20 protein-coding genes are annotated in these 19350 nt (G+C 56.1%); 8 read left to right on the forward strand and 12 right to left on the reverse strand.

The window, feature by feature from the left end:
• Positions 1-111: 111 nt before the first annotated feature.
• Positions 112-1002 carry a DUF815 domain-containing protein gene (locus ACQR3R_RS30205; RefSeq protein ID WP_428278333.1) on the forward strand — a complete coding sequence of 297 codons (891 nt, stop codon included), beginning with the start codon at positions 112-114 and terminating at the stop codon, positions 1000-1002.
• A complete protein-coding gene (locus tag ACQR3R_RS30210; protein WP_428278334.1) occupies positions 999-1481 on the forward strand; it encodes a GAF domain-containing protein in 483 nt (160 codons plus the stop codon). Before ACQR3R_RS30205 ends, ACQR3R_RS30210 begins: the two co-directional genes overlap by 4 nt.
• Here ACQR3R_RS30210 and ACQR3R_RS30215 read toward each other — a convergent pair whose 3' ends face one another.
• From ACQR3R_RS30215 to ACQR3R_RS30255, 9 genes are all read right to left on the reverse strand, one after another.
• A complete protein-coding gene (locus tag ACQR3R_RS30215) occupies positions 1482-4430 on the reverse strand; it encodes an HD domain-containing phosphohydrolase (RefSeq protein WP_428278336.1) in 2949 nt (982 codons plus the stop codon). It abuts the gene before it with no gap.
• A 49-nt stretch (positions 4431-4479) separates the two neighbouring features.
• Entirely contained in the window at positions 4480-6885 is a 2406-nt protein-coding gene (locus ACQR3R_RS30220; protein ID WP_428278338.1) for an ATP-binding protein, read from the reverse strand.
• 15 nt (positions 6886-6900) lie between these two features.
• Positions 6901-8121 (reverse strand): transporter substrate-binding domain-containing protein, encoded by a 1221-nt coding sequence (locus ACQR3R_RS30225; RefSeq protein ID WP_428278340.1) that lies wholly within the window; start codon positions 8119-8121, stop codon positions 6901-6903.
• 8 nt (positions 8122-8129) lie between these two features.
• The gene (locus ACQR3R_RS30230) at positions 8130-8756 is read right to left on the reverse strand and encodes a response regulator (RefSeq protein ID WP_428278342.1); all 627 of its coding nucleotides are present in this window, start codon (positions 8754-8756) and stop codon (positions 8130-8132) included.
• A gap of 370 nt (positions 8757-9126) precedes the next feature.
• Positions 9127-10458 carry a deoxyguanosinetriphosphate triphosphohydrolase gene (locus ACQR3R_RS30235; RefSeq protein WP_428278344.1) on the reverse strand — a complete coding sequence of 444 codons (1332 nt, stop codon included), beginning with the start codon at positions 10456-10458 and terminating at the stop codon, positions 9127-9129.
• 73 nt (positions 10459-10531) lie between these two features.
• Complete coding sequence (locus ACQR3R_RS30240; protein ID WP_428278346.1) at positions 10532-11695, reverse strand: EAL domain-containing protein; 1164 nt, start codon at positions 11693-11695, stop codon at positions 10532-10534.
• Positions 11696-11817: 122 nt separating this feature from the next.
• On the reverse strand, positions 11818-12159 hold the full coding sequence (locus tag ACQR3R_RS30245; RefSeq protein WP_428278348.1) for a hypothetical protein: 342 nt from the start codon (positions 12157-12159) through the stop codon (positions 11818-11820).
• On the reverse strand, positions 12156-12545 hold the full coding sequence (locus tag ACQR3R_RS30250) for a phage holin family protein (protein WP_428278350.1): 390 nt from the start codon (positions 12543-12545) through the stop codon (positions 12156-12158). The genes ACQR3R_RS30245 and ACQR3R_RS30250 overlap by 4 nt, the downstream gene beginning before the upstream one ends.
• Position 12546: 1 nt before the next feature.
• Entirely contained in the window at positions 12547-12861 is a 315-nt protein-coding gene (locus tag ACQR3R_RS30255; RefSeq protein ID WP_428278352.1) for a DUF883 family protein, read from the reverse strand.
• 305 nt (positions 12862-13166) lie between these two features.
• Here ACQR3R_RS30255 and ACQR3R_RS30260 point away from each other — a divergent pair, with 305 nt between their 5' ends.
• The 4 genes from ACQR3R_RS30260 to ACQR3R_RS30275 all read left to right on the forward strand — a co-directional run bounded on the left by ACQR3R_RS30260 (position 13167) and on the right by ACQR3R_RS30275 (position 16125).
• The gene (locus ACQR3R_RS30260) at positions 13167-14375 is read left to right on the forward strand and encodes an ammonium transporter (protein ID WP_428278354.1); all 1209 of its coding nucleotides are present in this window, start codon (positions 13167-13169) and stop codon (positions 14373-14375) included.
• Positions 14376-14442: 67 nt separating this feature from the next.
• Positions 14443-14679 carry a glutaredoxin family protein gene (locus ACQR3R_RS30265; RefSeq protein WP_428278356.1) on the forward strand — a complete coding sequence of 79 codons (237 nt, stop codon included), beginning with the start codon at positions 14443-14445 and terminating at the stop codon, positions 14677-14679.
• Positions 14680-14843: 164 nt separating this feature from the next.
• Positions 14844-15164 carry a hypothetical protein gene (locus tag ACQR3R_RS30270; protein ID WP_428278357.1) on the forward strand — a complete coding sequence of 107 codons (321 nt, stop codon included), beginning with the start codon at positions 14844-14846 and terminating at the stop codon, positions 15162-15164.
• Positions 15165-15234: 70 nt separating this feature from the next.
• Complete coding sequence (locus tag ACQR3R_RS30275) at positions 15235-16125, forward strand: pseudouridine synthase (protein ID WP_428278359.1); 891 nt, start codon at positions 15235-15237, stop codon at positions 16123-16125.
• A 69-nt stretch (positions 16126-16194) separates the two neighbouring features.
• Here the strand turns inward: ACQR3R_RS30275 and ACQR3R_RS30280 are convergent, their stop codons facing one another.
• Positions 16195-16416 carry a YgdI/YgdR family lipoprotein gene (locus ACQR3R_RS30280; protein WP_428278361.1) on the reverse strand — a complete coding sequence of 74 codons (222 nt, stop codon included), beginning with the start codon at positions 16414-16416 and terminating at the stop codon, positions 16195-16197.
• A gap of 77 nt (positions 16417-16493) precedes the next feature.
• Positions 16494-17096: a molybdenum cofactor guanylyltransferase MobA gene (mobA, locus tag ACQR3R_RS30285; protein ID WP_428278363.1), complete on the reverse strand. Its 603-nt coding sequence runs from the start codon at positions 17094-17096 to the stop codon at positions 16494-16496.
• A gap of 81 nt (positions 17097-17177) precedes the next feature.
• Between mobA and moaB the strand changes: the two genes are divergently transcribed.
• Entirely contained in the window at positions 17178-17717 is a 540-nt protein-coding gene (moaB, locus tag ACQR3R_RS30290) for a molybdenum cofactor biosynthesis protein B (RefSeq protein WP_428278365.1), read from the forward strand.
• Positions 17701-18927, forward strand: coding sequence for a molybdopterin-binding protein (locus ACQR3R_RS30295; protein ID WP_428278367.1), 1227 nt, complete (start codon positions 17701-17703; stop codon positions 18925-18927). The genes moaB and ACQR3R_RS30295 overlap by 17 nt, the downstream gene beginning before the upstream one ends.
• A gap of 63 nt (positions 18928-18990) precedes the next feature.
• On the opposite strand, the gene ACQR3R_RS30300 is transcribed toward ACQR3R_RS30295, so the two are convergent.
• Positions 18991-19299 (reverse strand): hypothetical protein, encoded by a 309-nt coding sequence (locus ACQR3R_RS30300; RefSeq protein WP_428278369.1) that lies wholly within the window; start codon positions 19297-19299, stop codon positions 18991-18993.
• Positions 19300-19350: the final 51 nt, after the last annotated feature.

Consider the following 19350-nt stretch of genomic DNA (forward strand, 5'->3'; position numbering starts at 1 on the left):
ATGGATTTCGGTGCCCTCGAACAGCCCTTGTACACCGGATCGAGGGGCATTCGGCGCTGTGTTTCGTTGCGGCTACGCCATCATTACTGTGAACTTGCCCGAGGAGAAGACGTGGATTCCCGATTGAATGCTTTTCTTGAACGCGCCGATGCCGTTCTGGCCCGTATAGAACCGTTGCTGCCCGCACCTCGGCAAGCAATCGACTGGACGACTTGCCTGGCGGCGCGCTGGCAACGCGAAGGGCGCAGCGGGTTTCTGTTGCCGCTGGAAGTCAGCCTCGACATGCGTTTATCCGACCTGATCGGCGTCGACCGGCAACTGGAGCAGTTGGGGCGTAATACCCAGCAGTTCCTCGACGGCATGCCCGCCAACCACGCGCTGCTGTGGGGCTCGCGTGGCACCGGTAAATCGTCCTTGGTGCGCGCCTTGCTCGCCGAACACGCCAAGGCTGGTTTGCGGCTGATCGAAATCGAACGCGACCATTTGGCCGATTTGCCGCGTGTGGTCGAACAGATCGCGAAACTGCCGCAGCGTTTTGTGCTGTTTTGCGATGATCTGTCGTTTGAGTCGGGCGAGGGTGATTATCGCGTGCTCAAAAGCGTGCTCGACGGTTCTCTCGAGCAAGCACCGGACAACGTTTTGCTTTACGCCACGTCGAACCGACGCCATTTGGTGCCAGAGAAAGAAAGCGATAACGAAAACTGGAAACGGGTCGACGGCGAACTTCATCCCAGCGAGGCTGTAGAAGACAAGATTGCGTTGTCGGATCGCTTCGGCCTGTGGCTCTCGTTTTATCCGTTTACCCAGGAGCACTTCCTGAATGTGGTCGAGCACTGGATCGGCCAACTCGCCGACAAGGCTGGCCTTGCGTGGCAGCGAGATGAAGAGCTGGACATTCTGGCCGTGCGTTGGGCTACTGGGCGTGGGAATCGCAACGGCCGTTGCGCCTATCAATTTGCACGCTATTGGGTCGGGTTGAAGCTGTTGGAGCACAAGGCATGATCGATTTACAAAGCAGCGGTCAAGGCCTGGAAGGCTACGGCATGCTGTGCGCGCAGCTGGAATCATTGCTGGCGGATGAACAGGATTTTATTGCCAACGCCGCGCAGTTTTCAGCGTTCCTGTTCAATCAGCTGGATGATTTGAACTGGGCCGGGTTCTATCTCAATCGTAATGAAGAGCTGGTGCTGGGACCGTTTCAGGGGCAAATAGCCTGCGTGCGCATACCCTTCGGTCGAGGCGTCTGCGGCGCTGCTGCGGCGACTCGACACACTCAGCGAGTGGAGGATGTACACGCTTTCCCAGGGCATATCGCTTGCGACAGCGCGTCGAACAGCGAGTTGGTCGTGCCATTGGTCAAGAACGGCCGCCTGATTGGCGTGCTGGACCTCGACAGTCCGAAACTTGCGCGTTTCAGCGCGCAAGACCAAGCGGGTATCGAGCAACTCGCCGCGATCTTTTTGCGTCTTACCGACTGCTGATCACGCCTTCAGGCCTGCCTTGACCAGCAGGCTTGAAGGGTCCACTGCGTCGACTTGGCGCGGGTCAAGGAATTGCTCGGCATACTGCAGATAGATTTCACTGTTGATGAACAACCCGAACAGTTCAGGGTCGATGTGGGCATCGCGGCACATCGTCGCCATGATGCCCAGCGCTTCGCTCAAGGGCTTGGCTTTCTTGTACGGGCGATCGGCTGCCGTCAGCGCTTCAAAAATATCGGCAATCGCCATCATCCGCGCCGGCAGGCTCATTTCTTCACGCTTCAACTGTTTGGGATAACCGGTGCCATCCATTTTTTCATGATGCCCACCGGCGATTTCCGCGACGTTGTTGAGGTGGCCGGGGAAGGGCAGGTGGCTGAGCATCAAAATCGTCTGCACCATGTGGTGATTGATGATGTAGCGCTCTTCGCGAGTCAGCGTGCCCCGGCTGATACTGAGGTTGTAAAGTTCGCCACGGTTGTATTTGTAGCGCGGCACATCCAGTTTGAAACCCCATGGATTGTCTTCCGGGATCAGTTCGCTGTCGGCGCGCTCCAGCAGGTGTTCGGGTTTGTCTGCGAGCAGCGATTCGCTGACCGGTAGGGTCGGTGCTGATGTTCTGGACTGACGACGATTCTCTTCCCAGGACACACCCAGCCGATCATCCAGAGTACGGCTCCAGGTGCGTGCGGACAGGTTGCGCAGGCGTTGAAGGTCGCTCTCGGACATCGCTTCGCTGCCTAGATTGCACCGCGCAACAAACGCGAAGTCATCGTCCAGAGCCGTCAGGCTGGCGTTGCGCAGGTCGGCAAGGTGCGACTCCTCTGCGCCCAGCGCGATGGCCTGCCAGTAGTCAATCCAGGCATCGCGCTTGAGCACTTCGAAACGCGTGCGAATTTCGTGGATACGGTCGTTGAGGGTTTCCAGTTTTGTGGCTTTATCAACGACGTATTCGGGCGTCGTGACTTTGCCGCAATCATGTAGCCAGGCAGCAATGTGTAGCGCCTCCCATTCATCCTCGCTGGGCTGATAGCCGCTGAAGGCCGGATCCTGGCTTGCGGCAGCGGCCTGAGCGAGCATCAGCGTCAACGCCGGAACTCGCTGGCAGTGACCTCCGGTGTAGGGGCTTTTGGCGTCAATCGCGCCAGCCAGCAGTTGAATGAAAGAGTCGAGTAACTGCTTTTGTTTGGCTTGTAGGCGCTGGCTTTCAATACTCACGGCAGCCGCGCCAGAGATGGCTTGCAAAAACGCAACACGATCAGGACGAAGCTTTTCCAGGTCGCTTTGGTTGCCGCTATCCGCCAACAGCAATATCAACAGGCCGACGGTTTCGTCATGGCGATTGTGCAGGCGAATGCCGATCAGATGCACGCGTGGACACTCCATCGCGAGTAAAACTTTTTGCAAGTCCATGGCTTGCTCGAAGCCGAGACTGGTGACGATGTTGTTGCTGCCCGACAGGTCGCGTAACCATGCAGGACCCTGTTCCGAGCAGGGTTGGTGCGCCTGTAGGTCGAAACCCGACAGTGTCTGTGAAATACCGTTTACAACCAATCCCTGCGGTTCGAGGCGATCGCCATCGTTTTCGCGCAGGTAAATCAGTCCGGCCTGAGCCTGGGCGATTTGCACCGTTTCAAACAGGACTCGCTGCAGCAAGGGTGCGAAGCGGGTTTCTGCACTGAGGCTGTCGGTAATCCGGAAGAAACTTGCCAGTGTCTCTTTCATGCGTGTCATCGACACGCTCAACTGGTCGACTTCCAGTACCGGTGAGCGCGGGGAGGTCGGGAAGTTGAAGTCGAAGCTGCGTATCGCGTCGGCTTCCTGCACCAGATTACGCAACGGTTTGACCAGAATTCTGGAGGTCAGCCAACCTAGCGGTAAACACAGCAGCAGAGTGGCTAAGGTAATGAGCGCGCCTTGCCAGCGCATGCGATAGGCGTCGACGAGCAACTCATCTTCCGGCACCAGCAACGCCAGTTGCAGCCCCAATGGCCCGCCTTCCTGCATGCTGCTGCGGGCAACGATCCACTGCCGACCAGCAACCTCCATGCGATTACCTTCAGGTGGGTTGTTGAGCAGCGCACCAATACTCGGGCTCAGGTCGGCGGCTTTGATCAGACGCGCGGTTTGATCGTCAATGATCAGACGGCTGCTGTCCGGATAGGCGATGGCATTGCCGTCTCCATCAAACAGCACAATTTGGGTTCCTGGGGTGACAACATGTTTGGCGAGTGTGGAGGAAAGCTCTTCCAGAGTAAGGTCGGCACCCATCACCGCGAAGTCACTACTGCGTCTTGCCAGTGTGGTCCCAATATTGTGGGTGGAGAAAAAGATGTAGGGTTCGGTGGTGATTTGATCCGCCATGCTGCGTGCGCTGGTGAACCAGGCGCGGGTTCGCGGATCGTAATCCTCTGCGGCGTTTTGCTGTTGGCCGATCAGCGTCAGGTTTTGGGTGAAAAACAATGACTGGGAACGAACCTGATCGCTGCTGCCGTTTCGCTCGATGCTCCATACCTGATAAGCCGCGGTGTCTGGTGTCTTGAGCAGCGCTTTTAATGCGCTGGTACGCAGGGGGCGAACCATGAAGAAGTCGCCATTGCCGTATCCGAGGTACAGCGAGGCAAGGTCCGGGTTGTCTTCGAGAGACTGGCTGAAGGGTTTGAGCAACGCCAGGCGTTGCTCAAGGTTGGTTGCCTGCACGGCCGGGTTGTCGACGAGCAGGCTTAACAGATGGCGAATGGGCTGATACGTCGTGTGCAGGTCCAGGCGGACATCCTGCTCGATTCGCTCGAACAGTTTTTCGCTGCTCGACAAAATAATCTGTGTGGTTTGCCGATAGTTGAAAATGCCCAACACTACCCCGGTCAGTAACAGCAAAACGGTGAACATCACGCTGATGTGCACGTGCAGTGGAAACCGCCGTTTATCCGGTCGCAGTGGGTTGGGCATTCCGGTGCTCTCCATGATGGTTAACTCACTGCACAGCGATCAAGCATAGTTAAAGGTCTGCCAATTTGCTCCTGTCGATTTGCTGTATTTGCTGCTCCAGCGCTTGTTCCATTTCGTGCAGGGCCTGGTCCATTTCCTGGCAACAGTGCACCACCTCGTCGGGGTGAACGTCTTTAAGGCAGGCGTTTTCCAGTGCTTCACAGCTCTCTATCAATCGAGTGGCCTGGACAATTCGGGCAGCACCCTTGATCTTGTGGGCGATATCGAGCAACGCCTGCGGGTTTTCGGAACGGGGCAGCGCCAGCAGCTCTTGTCGATCAAGACGATTGCTGTTCAGCAGTTCGGTCAGTAATCGAAGATTCATGGCGGGTTTGCCGCCTGTTAAAAGATGAAGGCCCTGCAGGCTGAATGCGCAAGGTTGTGCGTCAGGCTTGATGCCTTCGATTCTTTGGCTCAAGGCTGCCAGGGAAAGAGGCTTGAACAGGCAATCGTCCATTCCGGCTTGCTTGCAACGGTCTATCGCTTGCGGCTGCGCGTTGGCAGTACAACCCAGAATGATGATCGGCCTCTGCTGCGTTTGTTGTTCATGGCTGCGGATGGCACGGACCAGTTCGTAGCCATTCATGATGGGCATGTTGCAATCAACAATCAGCAAATCGTACGGCTGCTTTTTCCAGGCCTCGAAACCCGCGGCGCCATCCGCCATGACGCTGAATCGATGCCCCAGAAACTCTAGTTGCTGGCACATGAGCAAGCGGTTGGCGGGATGATCGTCCACCACCAGAATGTTCAGAGGCGTACGGGTGACTTGGATGTGTTCTTCAGCTGCCTCAAGGGTTGGCTCCAGGGGGGTGGTTGCCAGGTGCAGCGAGATTTGAGCGTGCGTACCGATGCCCGGTTGACTGCTAAGTTGCAGTTTTCCACCCATCATTTGGCACAGGCTGCGGCTAATCACCAGACCCAGGCCAGCACCCGCCCTGTGGGGTTGTGCGCGGTTATCCGCTTGAGCAAAAGGTTCGAATAACCGCTGTTGATCGGTTTCGCTGATGCCGATGCCGCTGTCCTGGACATGCAACAGCATTTGCACGTGCCCAGGCTCGGCGACCGGGCGCAACTCAAGGATCATCCTGACCTGACCGTGTTCCGTGAACTTGATTGCATTGCTGACCAGGTTGGATAGCACTTGCTTGAAGCGCATCGGGTCTAGAAGCACAGTGACTAGCGGATTGGCAGGGTGGGACTCCCACAGCAGTTCTAGGTTTTTCTGACGCGCGAGGCCGTCGAAGATCCGCGCCACAGACGCCACGATTTCAACCGGATTGACGTGCTCAGGGCTAAGGCTCATGCGCCCTGATTCGATGCGGGCAATATCCAGAATGTCCCCAATCAGTTCCAGCAGGTCGTTGGCCGAGTTGTAAGCCACATCAATCGCGGGCCGATCCGGATGGCTCGGCTCAATGCGCTTCAGGGTCAACTCCAGCAAGCCGATGATTGCATTCATCGGGGTTCGGATCTCATGGCTCATCGTTGCCAGAAAAGTACTCTTGGCTCGATTGGCTTTATCGGCGCGCTCTTTTGCACAGCGGAGCTCGTCGAACAGTTGCCGTCGATCACTGATGTCGATCCAGCCGCCGATGATTCCCTGAACCTTACCCTGCGAATCACGGTAAGGAAGGATCCAGTGATATATCGTCAGTTTACGACCGCCTATGTGCAGCGGGCGGTCGAGAATAAGCGGTATGCCCTCGGCCACCACACGTTGGTAATCGGCCTGATACTCCTGAGCCTCAAACACGTTGCTCACGACACCTTGCGTGACAGTTTTACCAATGACGTCTTCACGTTTTGCGCTGAAGGCTTCAAGGTAACTCTCGTTGCAACTTTGCAGCAGCCCGTGGCAATCGCGTACGTAGATGGGATGAGGTGTGCCGTTGACCAGCGATCGCATGAATTCGAATTGATCGTTCAATGCGCGTTCGGCAGCCTTACGCTGGTTTATCTGGCGACGCATGTAGGCGTTCCACGCCACCGAAATCAACAGCAGTACGCTTGCCCCGATGACGATCTGATAGAACAGGCGTTGGTAGTTGCGCCAAGTACTTTGCGACGATGCGGAATAGCCCCGCCAGCGGGTGTTGATCACCCCCAGGTCTTCTGGGGCAATGCTGAGCAGTGCTTTGTCGAGGATCGAGTTCAGCTCTTTGGCATTTCGGTCAGTCGCCAGGGAGAACGCGGCCTGTTGCGTGCCAATGGTGGTGCTGATCTGAAGCGGCAGCTCAAAAATCCTCGAGGAAATAAAATAGTTGGCTATCGCCAGTGCGTTTATCGCGCCCTCTGCCTGGCCGGTGGCAAGTAGTTCGACGGCACTGAACGTGTCCGCTGTTTCAATCAATCTGATCTGCGGAAATTCACTGCGCAAGTAATCGACCAGTGGGTTGCCCTCGGCAATGGTCAACCGCTTTCCGTGCATTTACTCAAGGTTTGCCGGGCTATCGGCGGCTTTGCGAGTCAGCAGGACGAAGGAGTTTTGTAGATAAGGCCGGGTGAAGTTCAACGTGGTTTCACGTTGAGCGCTTGGCAGCAGGGCAGTAATGAGGTCGGCCTGATTGTTGCGGACCTGCTTGATCATCTCGCTGTCGCTGCGGCTGCGATGGATGTCGAAACGCAGGCCCGTGCGCAACCTGATCAGTTCGAGTAGATCGGCGGTCACTCCCCGAAAGTTACTGTCGCTGTCAAAAAAACTCAGAGGTGCATAAGCCTCATTCACCACCACACGTATCACCGGGTGCGTCTCCAGCCAGCGCTCTTCGCGATCAGTGAGCTGCAGTTTGTGATCGGTGAGAAGAATGTCGCTGCCAGCGCTCCAGCGCTTAGTGATGGTTTGGCGCTCACTGTTCGGAATGGCGATTAGCATCGCGTTGATGATCCCGAGCAATTGCGGGTTGTTTTTATTCACCGCGAAACTGAAACCATGGGCTTCATGTTTACCAAAGTTGGCCATGCGGATGTTGTTCAGGTATCCCTTATTGATCATGTAATGCGTTGAAATGGTATCGCCGAGAAAAACGTCAGCCTGATCGAAGGCCACTGCATTGATCGCATTTTGATAAGACGGATAGCGCGTAATGATTGCTTTCGGATACAGCGCCTTGACCTCATCAAGAGGCAAATAGTGATACACCATGCTCAGTCGCAGCCCGGCCAAGCCATCGGATAACGACCTGGTTTCACCTTCTCGCGTTACCAGCACTGGTTGATCAACCGCGTAGGGCGCGGAAAGTACGATGTCGGCGTTGTGAGCCTCGAACCCGTTCGCGGTACCGAGCAGGTCAACCTTGCCACTTTCGAGCGCTTCGATCGCGGCGCCGCGCGAGGAAAAACGCTGTACCGTTACTGGCAGACCGGTGGCGCTGCCAAGCAGGCCCGCATAGTCGGCGCTTAATCCCTCGTAGTCGTGGCCGCTGCTGGTGAGGTCGAAGGGTGGATAGTCAGGACCCGAGGTGCCAAGAATCAATTCCTGTTTACTCTCGACCCATCGCTGTTGTGGTTGATCCAGCTGGACTTCCAGTTGCCCGGTTGTTGATCGACTGAGCAGCGTATAGCGTTCGCTGGCGGTGTGCGCTGTGGGCACTGCAATAAGGCATAAGCCTGCAGTGATTGAAATCAGATAATCCTTTATTCGAGGGGGCATCCTGTTTCTCACACTAACGCGTTACGTTTTGCCATCTCGATGAGTTCGACGAGGGATTTGGCCTGGAGCTTCTGCATCAGTCGCTTTTTGTAAGTGCTAACTGTTTTGTTGCTGAGGAACATTCCCTTGGCTATTTCCTTGTTGGTACGTCCCTGGGCAAAAAGTTGCAATACCATCAATTCTCTGTCATTCACCGATTTGAACAGTTCCAGGTCGGCGCAGCGTGCGTCGTCACCACTAACAGGGTTGAGCGCCTCGCTGGGGAAGTAGTTGTAACCGGAGAGTACCGCTTTTATAGCACTGACAAGTTCGCTCAAAGCTTCTTGTTTGCAGACATATCCCGATGCTCCAGACTGCATGCAGCGTATTCCGAAAAGTGTCGGGCACTGTGCTGTTAATACCAATGTTTTAAGCGGTGTACTCATGGCGTTGAAGCGAGATAGAACTTCCAGCCCGTCCAGCTTGGGAATGCTGATGTCGAGAATGACCAGATCTGGCATGCATTCGCGCACCATCTGCATGGCATCGACCCCATTATCAGTTTCGCCGACGACTTTGTATCCCTCATGTTCCAATAACATTCGGACTGCAAGACGGATGACAGGGTGATCGTCGACAATAAAAACGGAGTTCATAATCAAGTCCCATACGAGCGCGAGTAAAGCGCGCACCTTAGCTCAGATATTCTGAAACCCGCATGAACGCACCAACCCTAGGCGGCATTATAGGAATATTCCTACAGTGAAGCAGGAATTGGACTACGTTCCAACTAGGTTTTCGGTAAGTGCAAGTCGCAGTAGTAGTGAGTTCTGAATAGGATCTTGTGCTGTTGTTTAAGATAAGGAGGTTGTCTATTTTAATTGGTGTAGAGTGTGTATGTGGTTGTTTCTAGAGGGTCTAAAGTTGGCAGTAATGCCGGTGTGCTTACTTAAAGCACGTATAGATTTGTCGTGAATCTAAAAGCAGGATCAGCTATCAGGCATTGTAATAGCCGATCCCCCAGCGTTACTTATGACTTGATCGACCGGTCATCTCCAATGCCATTTCACCGGCGTAGCTATCTGTCATGCCGGCGATGAAATCAATCATCCTTAGAAACGAAGTATGCAGCGGGCCATCGGGATCAGGCGCGTTGTTACCCAGCAAGTCGAGGATGCGGCGGCTTTTGAACGAAGGTGTTCTGCCGTTGTGCTGTTCCAGCGCCGCGCCGCAGAAAGCATTCAGCAGGATTTCGAGCGTGGTGTAGGCACCAATCTCATGCAGCGTCTTGCGTTTGTCCTGGAATATTTTTTTACGGGCCATGTCCTTCGCATTCAAAACACAGCGCTTGGCTGGACCGTGCATGTGTTCCACCAGATCACCCGGTAATGTGCCGGCCAACAATGCGTCCTGTTGCTCGACAAAAGCGCGGGCGGCGGCGTTGGTCAAATGCTCGATGGCCTTGCCGCGCAAGATTGCCAGCTTGCGTCGACGAGAATCCTGGGGGCCGAGCTGGCGATAGGTCTCCGGCAAATCGTCGCCCACCAGGTCGAGCAACAACGATTCGACTTCGGCGTACTCCAGCAAATCCATTTCCAGTCCGTCTTCGAGGTCGATCAGCGCGTAGCAGATATCATCGGCCGCCTCCATCAAGTACACCAGCGGATGCCGCGCCCAGCGCTGATCTTCAATTTGTGGCAGGCCGAGTTTGTGGGCGATCTGCTCCAACAGCGGCAACTCACTTTGATAACAGCCGAACTTGTGTTTTTTGTAACCCAGGGAGTCGGCATGTTTTGCCGTCCATGGGTATTTCAAATAGGTACCCAACGTGGCGTATGTCAGCCGAGTGCCCCCATCGAACTGGTGGTACTCCAATTGTGTCAGCACCCGAAAGCCTTGCGCATTGCCCTCGAAGTTGAGGAAGTCATTGCGTTCGACTTCGTTCATTGCGTCCAGCCAACCACGGCCGGCGGCTTGCTGAAACCAGTGACGAATGGCGTCTTCGCCCGAGTGACCAAACGGTGGATTACCGATGTCGTGCGCCAGACAGGCCGATTGCACCACCATGCCCAGGTCGCTGGGTTCGCACCAGTCGGGCAGGGCGCTGCGAATGGTTTCACCGACGCGCATTCCCAGCGAGCGGCCAACGCAGCTGACTTCCAGCGAGTGGGTCAGGCGGGTATGGATATGATCGTTACTGCTGACCGGGTGCACTTGTGTCTTGCGCCCGAGGCGACGGAACGCTCCCGAGAAGATGATCCGATCATGATCTTTATGAAAAGGGCTGCGGCCGAGTTCTTCCGGACTGTGCAGAGGCTTTCCAAGGCGTTCGCGGGTAAGCAGTGTTTGCCAATCCAAGGCTGGTTCTCTCCGTCAGGTGGACTGATGAGGGCACTAGCTTCCCGGTTCGCGCGGGGACCTGCAAGCACAACTAAAGCCCCGCAGCGTCGATATCGATCAGCAACAGTCGTTCACCGTTGTCGAAAAATTGCCCGGCAGTCAGGCAATACTGGTTGCTGGTCGCATCGCGGTAGGTGTTTGAAAGCGTCAACCGACGCTCATCCCACCCTTCTGCCAGCAGGTGGTAAAAATACGGGCGCCAAGACCAGTTATGACCTAGGTAGCGGTTGTCGGCCTCCCATCCATTGTTGCGCCACTCAAGGTTTGGCGTGAGCTGCGTGCCGTGGCGGTCGCATTGGTAGAAGCGCAACAGCCAGGGGAACGCATCCAGTTGCGGCAAGGCGCTTAAGGGGGCACGCGCATGGGCCCAGGCTTGTAAAATCGACATCAGCTCGCTGAGCTGCTGACGCATGGTCATCAATCGGCCACGCTCAGCCAGTTTCTGCTGCACGTAGCGTTGACGCAGCTGCGCAAAACGCTCGACAAAAGCGTCTGCGGCGAAGAAATCCACTTGCGCGCGAGCGAACAGAAAGCCTTGCACGTAGCGCGAGCCACACTCCAAGGCAAAATTAAGTTGGGCCTCGGTTTCAACCCCTTCAGCAATGATCCAGCAACCGGTTTTCTCCGCCATTTGTGCCAGGGCTTTGACCACATCGCTACTGGGGCCGCCTAACGCAGCGGCCTGAAACAATCGCATGTCGAGTTTGAGAATGTCCGGCTGCAGCGCCAGTACGCGATCAAGTTGCGAATACCCGGCACCGAAATCATCGATGGCAATACGCGCACCGGCCTGCCGATAGCGAGCCACAACGTCTGCCAGGCGCTGGATATCGCCACCCAGTTCGGTGATCTCGAACACGATTCGCTTGGGATCAACACCATTGCGGCTCAGTTGCTTCAAGCTTGGCAGCGCTTGGTCTGCACGCAATCGGCTGATCCAGCGTGGTGACATGTTCAGGCTCAGGAACCAGTCATAGGGTGCTTCGTGCAAACGACTTAGCGCGTTATCGCGGATCTGGCGGTCCAGCCGACGCAGGGCGATAGCGGGCATGCGAGGGTCTGCAAACAGTGGCCCCACGGAATGCAGTTGACCCTCTGCCTGACGAAGTCGGCCCAGTGCCTCGACGCCAGCGATACGGCCGGTGGCGGTATCGATGAACGGCTGAAAACAGGCGAGCGGTTGCCCGTCGATCACGAGGCCTCCTTAGTAGGTCTTGTTTTTGGATAAAGCCGAGCGCGGAGTTGGCGCGCAGGATCGAACCCCTTCTTGAAGAGGTTCATCCCGCTGATGTTGCAAGAATGCAGCCAGATAATGGCTTAGTGTTTGCGCGAAGAGCCTTGCATGACCAACTTGATCAATGGCCCCAACGTGGTGCCCAACCGTAACAGTCGGCTTACGCTGCTCACGCCGCCGCTCTTGGCACCTTTACCCGTCAGGAATCCCAGCAGTGTGACAGCGGCTACGCCCCAGAGCGGTGCGTGCTTGATGCCAAAACCATCCTGCAGGTTTTGTTTCATTCCTCGAACCCGCTGCAAGGGTTGCAGCAGATTACGGGTTTCGTTGCGAATTTCCTGGCGGTGCATTTCCATGCGCAAGCGGATCAGGGCTTTGCGCATTTCTGCCCGCGAGCTGTTATGAGGCAATACAGGCAGGCTCATGGCAACAGGCGCTCCCGATCATTGGCCAATTCTTCCAGGGTGCCGTGGAAGGGCGAGGACTCGTCAAAAATCGCCGCTTTCAGGCGCATTGCACAGAAGATCGCAGCCAAGGTGTAAAACACGCAAAGGCCGATGATGGCTGCCAGCCGATAAGTATCCCAAAACACGATCATCACCAGCGTCGACAAACCCACCAGCAGTAACAAGGCAAAAACCAGGGCCAGGCCTGCAAACAGCAGCAAGCTTACTGTGCGCGCTTTTTGCTCCTGCAATTCGATGCCGAACAGTTCGACGTGACTGTGCAGCAGTCCAAGAAAAGCGGCACCCAAGCGCCGCGGTGAAGAGCTTTGATCCGTCGCGGACGGTCCGGATTCGCCGATCGACATATCAGCGCCGGGTTGCCAGCAGACCAATAAGGAACCCCACCCCAGCCGCGATCCCGACCGATTGCCAAGGGTTCGCCTGAACATAGTCTTCGGTGGCCGTGACGGCTGCCTGGCCGCGATCGCGCAGGGAATCTTCAGTGAGCTTCAGCGTTTCGCGCGCTCTTAGCAGGCTGTCGTGAATCTGGTCACGCAATTCATCTGCCTGGTCGCCAGCAAGCGAAGCGGTATGTTCCAGCAACCGTTCAGTGTCGCTGACCAAGGTTTGAAAGTCGTTCATGAGGATTTCTTGAGCAGTCTTTGCCTTGATTCTGGCCATGGGTGATCTCCGTAAGTGGCGTCTGTTGCGTTCGAGTATGAGCCTTGCGCGAAGGTTCAGTACAAATGACTGGTACAACTTTTGCTATGTCGTGGTGCGTCGGCCCGCGCCCTTGCGCTGTTGCCGGGCATGATTCAAGCAAAACCTTAACTCAAATAATGAAAACTCGCGCGAAGGTTAAAACCTTGTGCGCCAAAGCGGTTCGTCGCGATCAACAGGTTGATTCGAGACGTCGTAATTTGGTGCGCGAAAACCCGGCGCGAACCGCTTTGGTGCTTTTTTAGCCTTCAGGTCTGCCAATTCCCATGGATAATCTGCAAAGCGCTGTGGACAGTCTGGTTCATAGCTCAAATACACTGTTCATCCTGATCGGCGCTGTAATGGTGCTGGCCATGCATGCCGGGTTCGCCTTCCTCGAAGTCGGCACCGTGCGCCAAAAGAATCAGGTCAACGCCTTGTCGAAAATCCTCAGCGATTTTGCCATTTCGACGCTCGCCTACTTCTTTATAGGCTATTGGATCTCGTATGGAGTGACCTTCATGCAGCCCGCCGCGGTGATCAATGCCGATCATGGCTATGGGCTGGTGAAGTTTTTCTTCCTGCTGACCTTTGCGGCGGCGATACCGGCGATCATTTCCGGGGGCATTGCCGAGCGTGCAAGGTTCGTCCCGCAACTGTGTGCGACGGCGCTGATCGTAGCGTTTATCTACCCCTTCTTCGAAGGCATGATCTGGAACGGCAACTACGGCTTGCAAGCCTGGTTGCTTGCGCGTTTTGGCGCCGGTTTTCATGATTTCGCAGGGTCGGTCGTGGTCCATGCCATGGGAGGCTGGCTGGCGCTGGCGGCGGTGTTGCTGCTGGGGCCGAGGCAGGGGCGCTATCGCGATGGGCGTCTGGTGGCGTTCGCCCCTTCGAGCATTCCTTTCCTGGCGCTGGGGTCGTGGATTCTGATTGTCGGGTGGTTCGGGTTTAACGTGATGAGTGCGCAAACCTTGCAAGGCGTCAGTGGACTGGTGGCGGTTAACTCGCTGATGGCCATGGTGGGTGGAACAGTCTCTGCACTGATTGTCGGGCGCAATGACCCAGGTTTTCTGCACAACGGCCCATTGGCAGGGTTGGTGGCGATATGTGCAGGTTCCGATTTGATGCATCCGGTGGGAGCGTTGGTGACCGGAGCCATTGCTGGCGCTCTTTTTGTCTGGTGTTTTACCGCCGCTCAGGGCAAATGGCATATCGATGATGTACTGGGTGTGTGGCCGTTGCATGGTTTGTGCGGGGTGTGGGGCGGTATCGCCTGCGGCATTTTTGGCCAAAGTGCATTGGGAGGGCTTGGTGGCGTCAGCCTGATCAGCCAGTTGATCGGCACCGCGCTGGGCGTGATTGTGGCGCTGGCTGGAGGTTTTTCGGTGTACGGCGTGATCAAGGCGCTGCATGGCCTGCGCCTGAGTCAGGAGGAAGAGTATTACGGCGCTGATTTGTCGGTGCACAAGATTGGCGCCGTGAGCCAGGATTGAGCGCTGGGTCGACTGCGTTTGATCACGGGCCTAGAATAATCAGCTACTTTTGCCAGGTATTTTGCTCATGCCTCCTGAATGCCAGCTATTGGGCACCCTTGGTTGCCATCTCTGCGAACTCGCCGAGGAAGAACTGATGCCTTTGGTCGAGCACGGTTTATTGGTTGAGTTGGTCGACATCGCTGAAAACGAAGCCTGGGTGGAAGACTACGGTTTGCGAATACCGGTGCTGCGCCGCCTCGACAATGGCGCAGAACTGGACTGGCCCTTCGATGCCAATCAGGTAGTGGCTTTTTTACGCTGAATACACGCTCGCGCGTGTTCCGCTCGTCGCGGTTGTCGTTTCATCCATTGGCCAAATCCCGCCTGTTCGGTTACTGTATGTGTATACAGTAAATCCGGTTGCCTTCCATTCGCCGCGCTATTGGGGGTTTGGGCAAGCAATCGCGCAAGTCAGAGGGATGAGCCTTGGTCAATGTCGAACAATTGAAAAACAGCGTGAACCGGATGTCGGCTGACGTGGTGCGCGAGGCGGTCATCGAGTTGCGCCTGGATGGCTTGGTCACCGAAGGAAAAACCCCCTTCAACAAACTGCATTTCAATACCTGCTTCGCTGAAATCGAAGCATTGTTCCAGCGCGCCGGGTATCACCGGCAACTGGACGTCGTCGGTTATCAGGGTTTGATGTACGCGTTGTACGACCCTGTCCGCTGGGAGGCGGTCGATGTGTTGCGCTGGCTCAAAGAGTTCACCGAAGCTGCAGCGCGGGCACAATCGGTGACCGCGTGAGGATTCTCCTCTAGGTTCGGTCAGGACACTGTTGGATAATGCTGCCCTGCCTCGAGGGTTAGGGTTTCATATGTCCATTTCATCTTTTTCTGCTGCGCAAAATCAGGCCAGCACGCTCTATTTGCCGGCAGGTTCGTGGCAGACAGTGCTGGATTGCCTGTGTGAGCATTTCAGTGCTATTGGGCGTGAACAATGGCTCGACAGAATTGCTCGTGGGCGTGTTCTAAATGCCGATGGCGTGCCAATCGCCCTCGATCTGGCCTACAAGGAAGGCCTTCGGATTCACTATTTTCGCGAAGTGCCGGACGAAAAGCCGATCCCTGTGCTCGAATCCATTGTGTACGCCGACGAGCATTTGGTGGTCGCTGACAAACCTCATTTTTTGCCCGTAACCCCGGCGGGCGAGTACGTCGAGCAAACATTGCTGCGTCGGTTGATCCGAACGCTGGATAACCCGCACCTGGTGCCGTTGCATCGCATCGACCGGCATACCGCGGGCCTGGTGCTGTTTTCAGCCAATCCCCAAACGCGTTCAGCCTATCAGTCGTTGTTTCCTACACGGCGCATCGAAAAACGCTACGAAGCAATTGCACGTGCCTTACCCGAGCTGCAGTTTCCATTGGTGCATAAAAGTCGTCTTGTCGACGGCGAACCTTTTTTCCGCATGGAAGAGGCGCCGGGTGTGAGCAATACCGAGACCGCCGTCGAGGTCAGGGAAAAAAACGGTGAGTTATGGCGTTATGCGCTGTACCCGGTGACAGGCAAAAAACATCAGCTGCGGGTCCACATGACGGCACTGGGCGCGAGTATCTGCAATGACCCGTTTTATCCGCAGGTGATCAAGGATGCCGAGGACGATTACGCCAATCCTCTGAAACTTCTTGCGCAAGGGCTGCGCTTCACTGATCCGGTGACCGGCGAGGAGCGAAGCTTCGAAAGCCGCATCACGTTGCAGTGGTAAGCGTTAAATCGCGCCCAAGAAAAAGCCCGCATAAAGCGGGCTTTTTGCATCAGATGATTCGCGCCGTTATTACAACTCTTTAACGGTACGCACCTGATCCTTGTTGATACGGGTTTCTTTGCCATCCAGTTGCTTGAATTCGTAGAAACCCGAATCCTCATCGTATTTTGGCGCGTCGACAGCCTGGATTTCGCGACCGTCATTCAAGGTGATCACGGTAGGCGATGCACAACCCGCAAGGGTCGCGAGGCCCAGTGCGAGCATGAAAGTGGCGAGGGTCCGTTGAGTCATGAGTGTGTCTCCGAATATGAATTCTTTGGTTACTGATGGTGAGACGTGTACAACGCGCGCAAGTTCCTTGGCGAATGTCAGTCTGACACAGTGCCGTGCAGGCTTAACAGTTCTGGCGTGTTGAGGTTGGCCAGGCGAGGGTCGTTTTCGGGGCACTGCAACGCCGTGGCGTCGAGCTGTCGCATGATTCGGCCCGGACTGCGTTCTCCATCCTTCCACGCGCTTTCGAAAGCGTCGCGCAGCACGACAGGAATGATGCACAGCAGCGGTTCCCAATGCTCGCCATGGCGCAACATCAACGGCTTGTCCGGATGTTGGCCAGCGGTTTCGCGCATGCTGTGAAGCAATGCTTCGTCGATACGCGGCACGTCACAAGGCAAAACCATCAGGTAAGCATGGCGAGCAGCCTTGAGGCCCGCGCGAATGCCCGCCAATGGCCCAGGGAAATCGCCTTCGTCGTCATGCACGAGCTGATTGGCGTAAGGCGCGTATTTTTCGAGGTTCCTGTTGCAGGAGATGATCAGGTCATCGCTCAATGACCGGGTCTTGCGGTGCAAGTGCGCAATCAGCGGCTCACCGTGCCACTCCAGCAAGCCTTTATCCTGGCCGCCCATGCGTTGGCCTCGACCACCCGCCAGAAGCAGAATGGAGCAGGGTGGCAAATGTGTGTCGCAGGTCATGACCGGTCTCCAGGAGGGCGGCGAAAAAGGGGAGCGCTGTGATATAACACCGGGCTGTTTCTCCTTCAACTGGACGAGCCTATGAAAGCCAAGGCTGATGTACCTTTCGCGCCGCTCAACATTGCGGTGCTGACGGTCAGCGACACCCGTACCCTGGAAACTGATACTTCAGGCCAGGTCTTCGTTGACCGCTTGAATGCTGCGGGCCATAACCTGGCCGAGCGGGTACTGCTTAAAGATGATCTTTACAAAATTCGTGCGCAAGTCGCCAACTGGATCGCCGATGACGTGGTGCAGGTCGTGCTGATTACCGGCGGTACCGGCTTTACCGGGCGCGACAGCACTCCGGAAGCCGTAACGTGTTTGCTGGATAAAATGGTCGATGGTTTTGGTGAGTTGTTCCGGCAAATCTCGGTAGCTGATATCGGTACGTCTACCGTTCAGTCCCGTGCGTTAGCCGGTCTGGCCAATGGCACACTGGTTTGCTGCTTGCCGGGTTCGACCAATGCGGTACGCACGGGTTGGGACGGTATTCTTGCCGAACAACTGGATTCCCGGCACCGACCATGTAATTTCGTGCCTCATCTGAAACAGGCGGCACCTTGTGAATCCCGTGGGTAAGCCTGGCAAAACCGGCGACCTTATGGCCGTTGAAGCGGCGCTGGCACGCTTGCTCGAAATGGCTGAGGCTTCAAGAATTCTCGACTTTGAACGCCTGCCGCTGGCTCAGGTTCAGGGTCGAGTATTGGCTGAAAATCTTGTTTCGACGCTGGACCTGCCGCCGTGGCCAAACAGCGCCATGGACGGTTATGCATTGCGCGTGGCCGATTGGACAGGCGAGCCGCTACCGGTCAGCCAGAAGATTTTTGCAGGCCAGGCCCCCGAGCCCCTGAAACCTGGCACTTGCGCACGAATCTTCACCGGCGCACCGGTTCCCGAAGGGGCCGACTGTGTCGAGATGCAAGAAAACGCCATCGTCCTGGCCGACGAAAGAGTCGGTTTCACCGAAGCGTTGATCCCAGGTCAAAACATTCGTCCACAGGGCCAGGAAACGACCGTCGGTGAGCTGGTTTTGCCAGCAGGCACGCGTCTGGGGCCTATCGAACAGGGTTTGGCCGCATCCTTGGGTTGCGCTGAGCTGGACGTTATTCGCAAGGTGCGTGTGGCGGTGTTGTCGACCGGTGATGAATTGATAGAACCCGGCCAGGCACTTGGGCCAGGGCAGATCTACAACAGCAATCGCGTAGTCCTCTGCAGCTGGTTGCAGCGCATGGGATGCGAAGTCATCGATGCCGGCATCCTTGCGGACAACCTTGCGACCACGCGCGAACGTCTCGGCGAATTGACGGATGTCGATTTGATCCTGTCGACGGGTGGAGTGTCGGTAGGCGAGGCTGATTTCCTGGGTATTGCCTTGCGCGAAGAGGGCGAGTTGACGTTGTGGAAACTGGCTATCAAACCTGGAAAACCGCTGACGTTTGGGCATTTTCGAGGCGTGCCGGTGATTGGTTTGCCCGGTAATCCGGCCTCCACCCTGGTGACCTTTGCACTGCTGACAAGGCCTTATCTGTTGCGCCGACAAGGTGTCAAGGACGTCGAACCTTTGAAATTCCAGGTTCCGGCAGGTTTTGCCTGGCCCAAGGCCGGTAACCGTCGTGAATACTTGCGTGGGCGTTTGGTAAACGGGCAGGCAATTATTTACAAGAATCAAAGTTCCGGCGTACTGCGCAGTGCCGCTTGGGCTGATGGCCTGGTTGAAGTGCTGGAAGACCGTACGTTGGTTGAAGGGGAATTCGTGGGCTTCATCCCTTTGAGCGAAGTGCTTGGCTGAGTCCTGAATCATCCCGGCAATGGCAACCCGGTTTATCGAACCGGGTTTTGCCCATGTCCGAAGCTATTGCATCAGCAACGTCACGAGCTGATCGAAACGGCTATTGGCGATCCATCCCATAAGCCCGAGAAGTATCGCTGTTCCACCTACGGAGTAGGCGAGTCGATGCTGGGTGGATTTGACGTCACCACGCACCTCATCCATGCCTCTACGGATGTATTCCAGATGAGTTTCCAGCTCGGCGACGCGAGACTCCATTTCAGCGAGTTCTTTGGGTGTTTCGCTTGTTGGCGATTGCGCCGTTAAAACGACCTTTTTCTTGGAAGGTGGCGCGGCCAAATTGGCCGGCGTCCAGATGTCTTGGTGTTGCATGGCACGTCCCTGTGTTTTTCTGCGATGACTGATACTGAAGAGGCCAAGTTG

It is taken from the genome of Gordonia sp. IEGM753 (assembly GCF_050321825.1).
Classification (GTDB): Bacteria; Pseudomonadota; Gammaproteobacteria; order Pseudomonadales; family Pseudomonadaceae; genus Aquipseudomonas.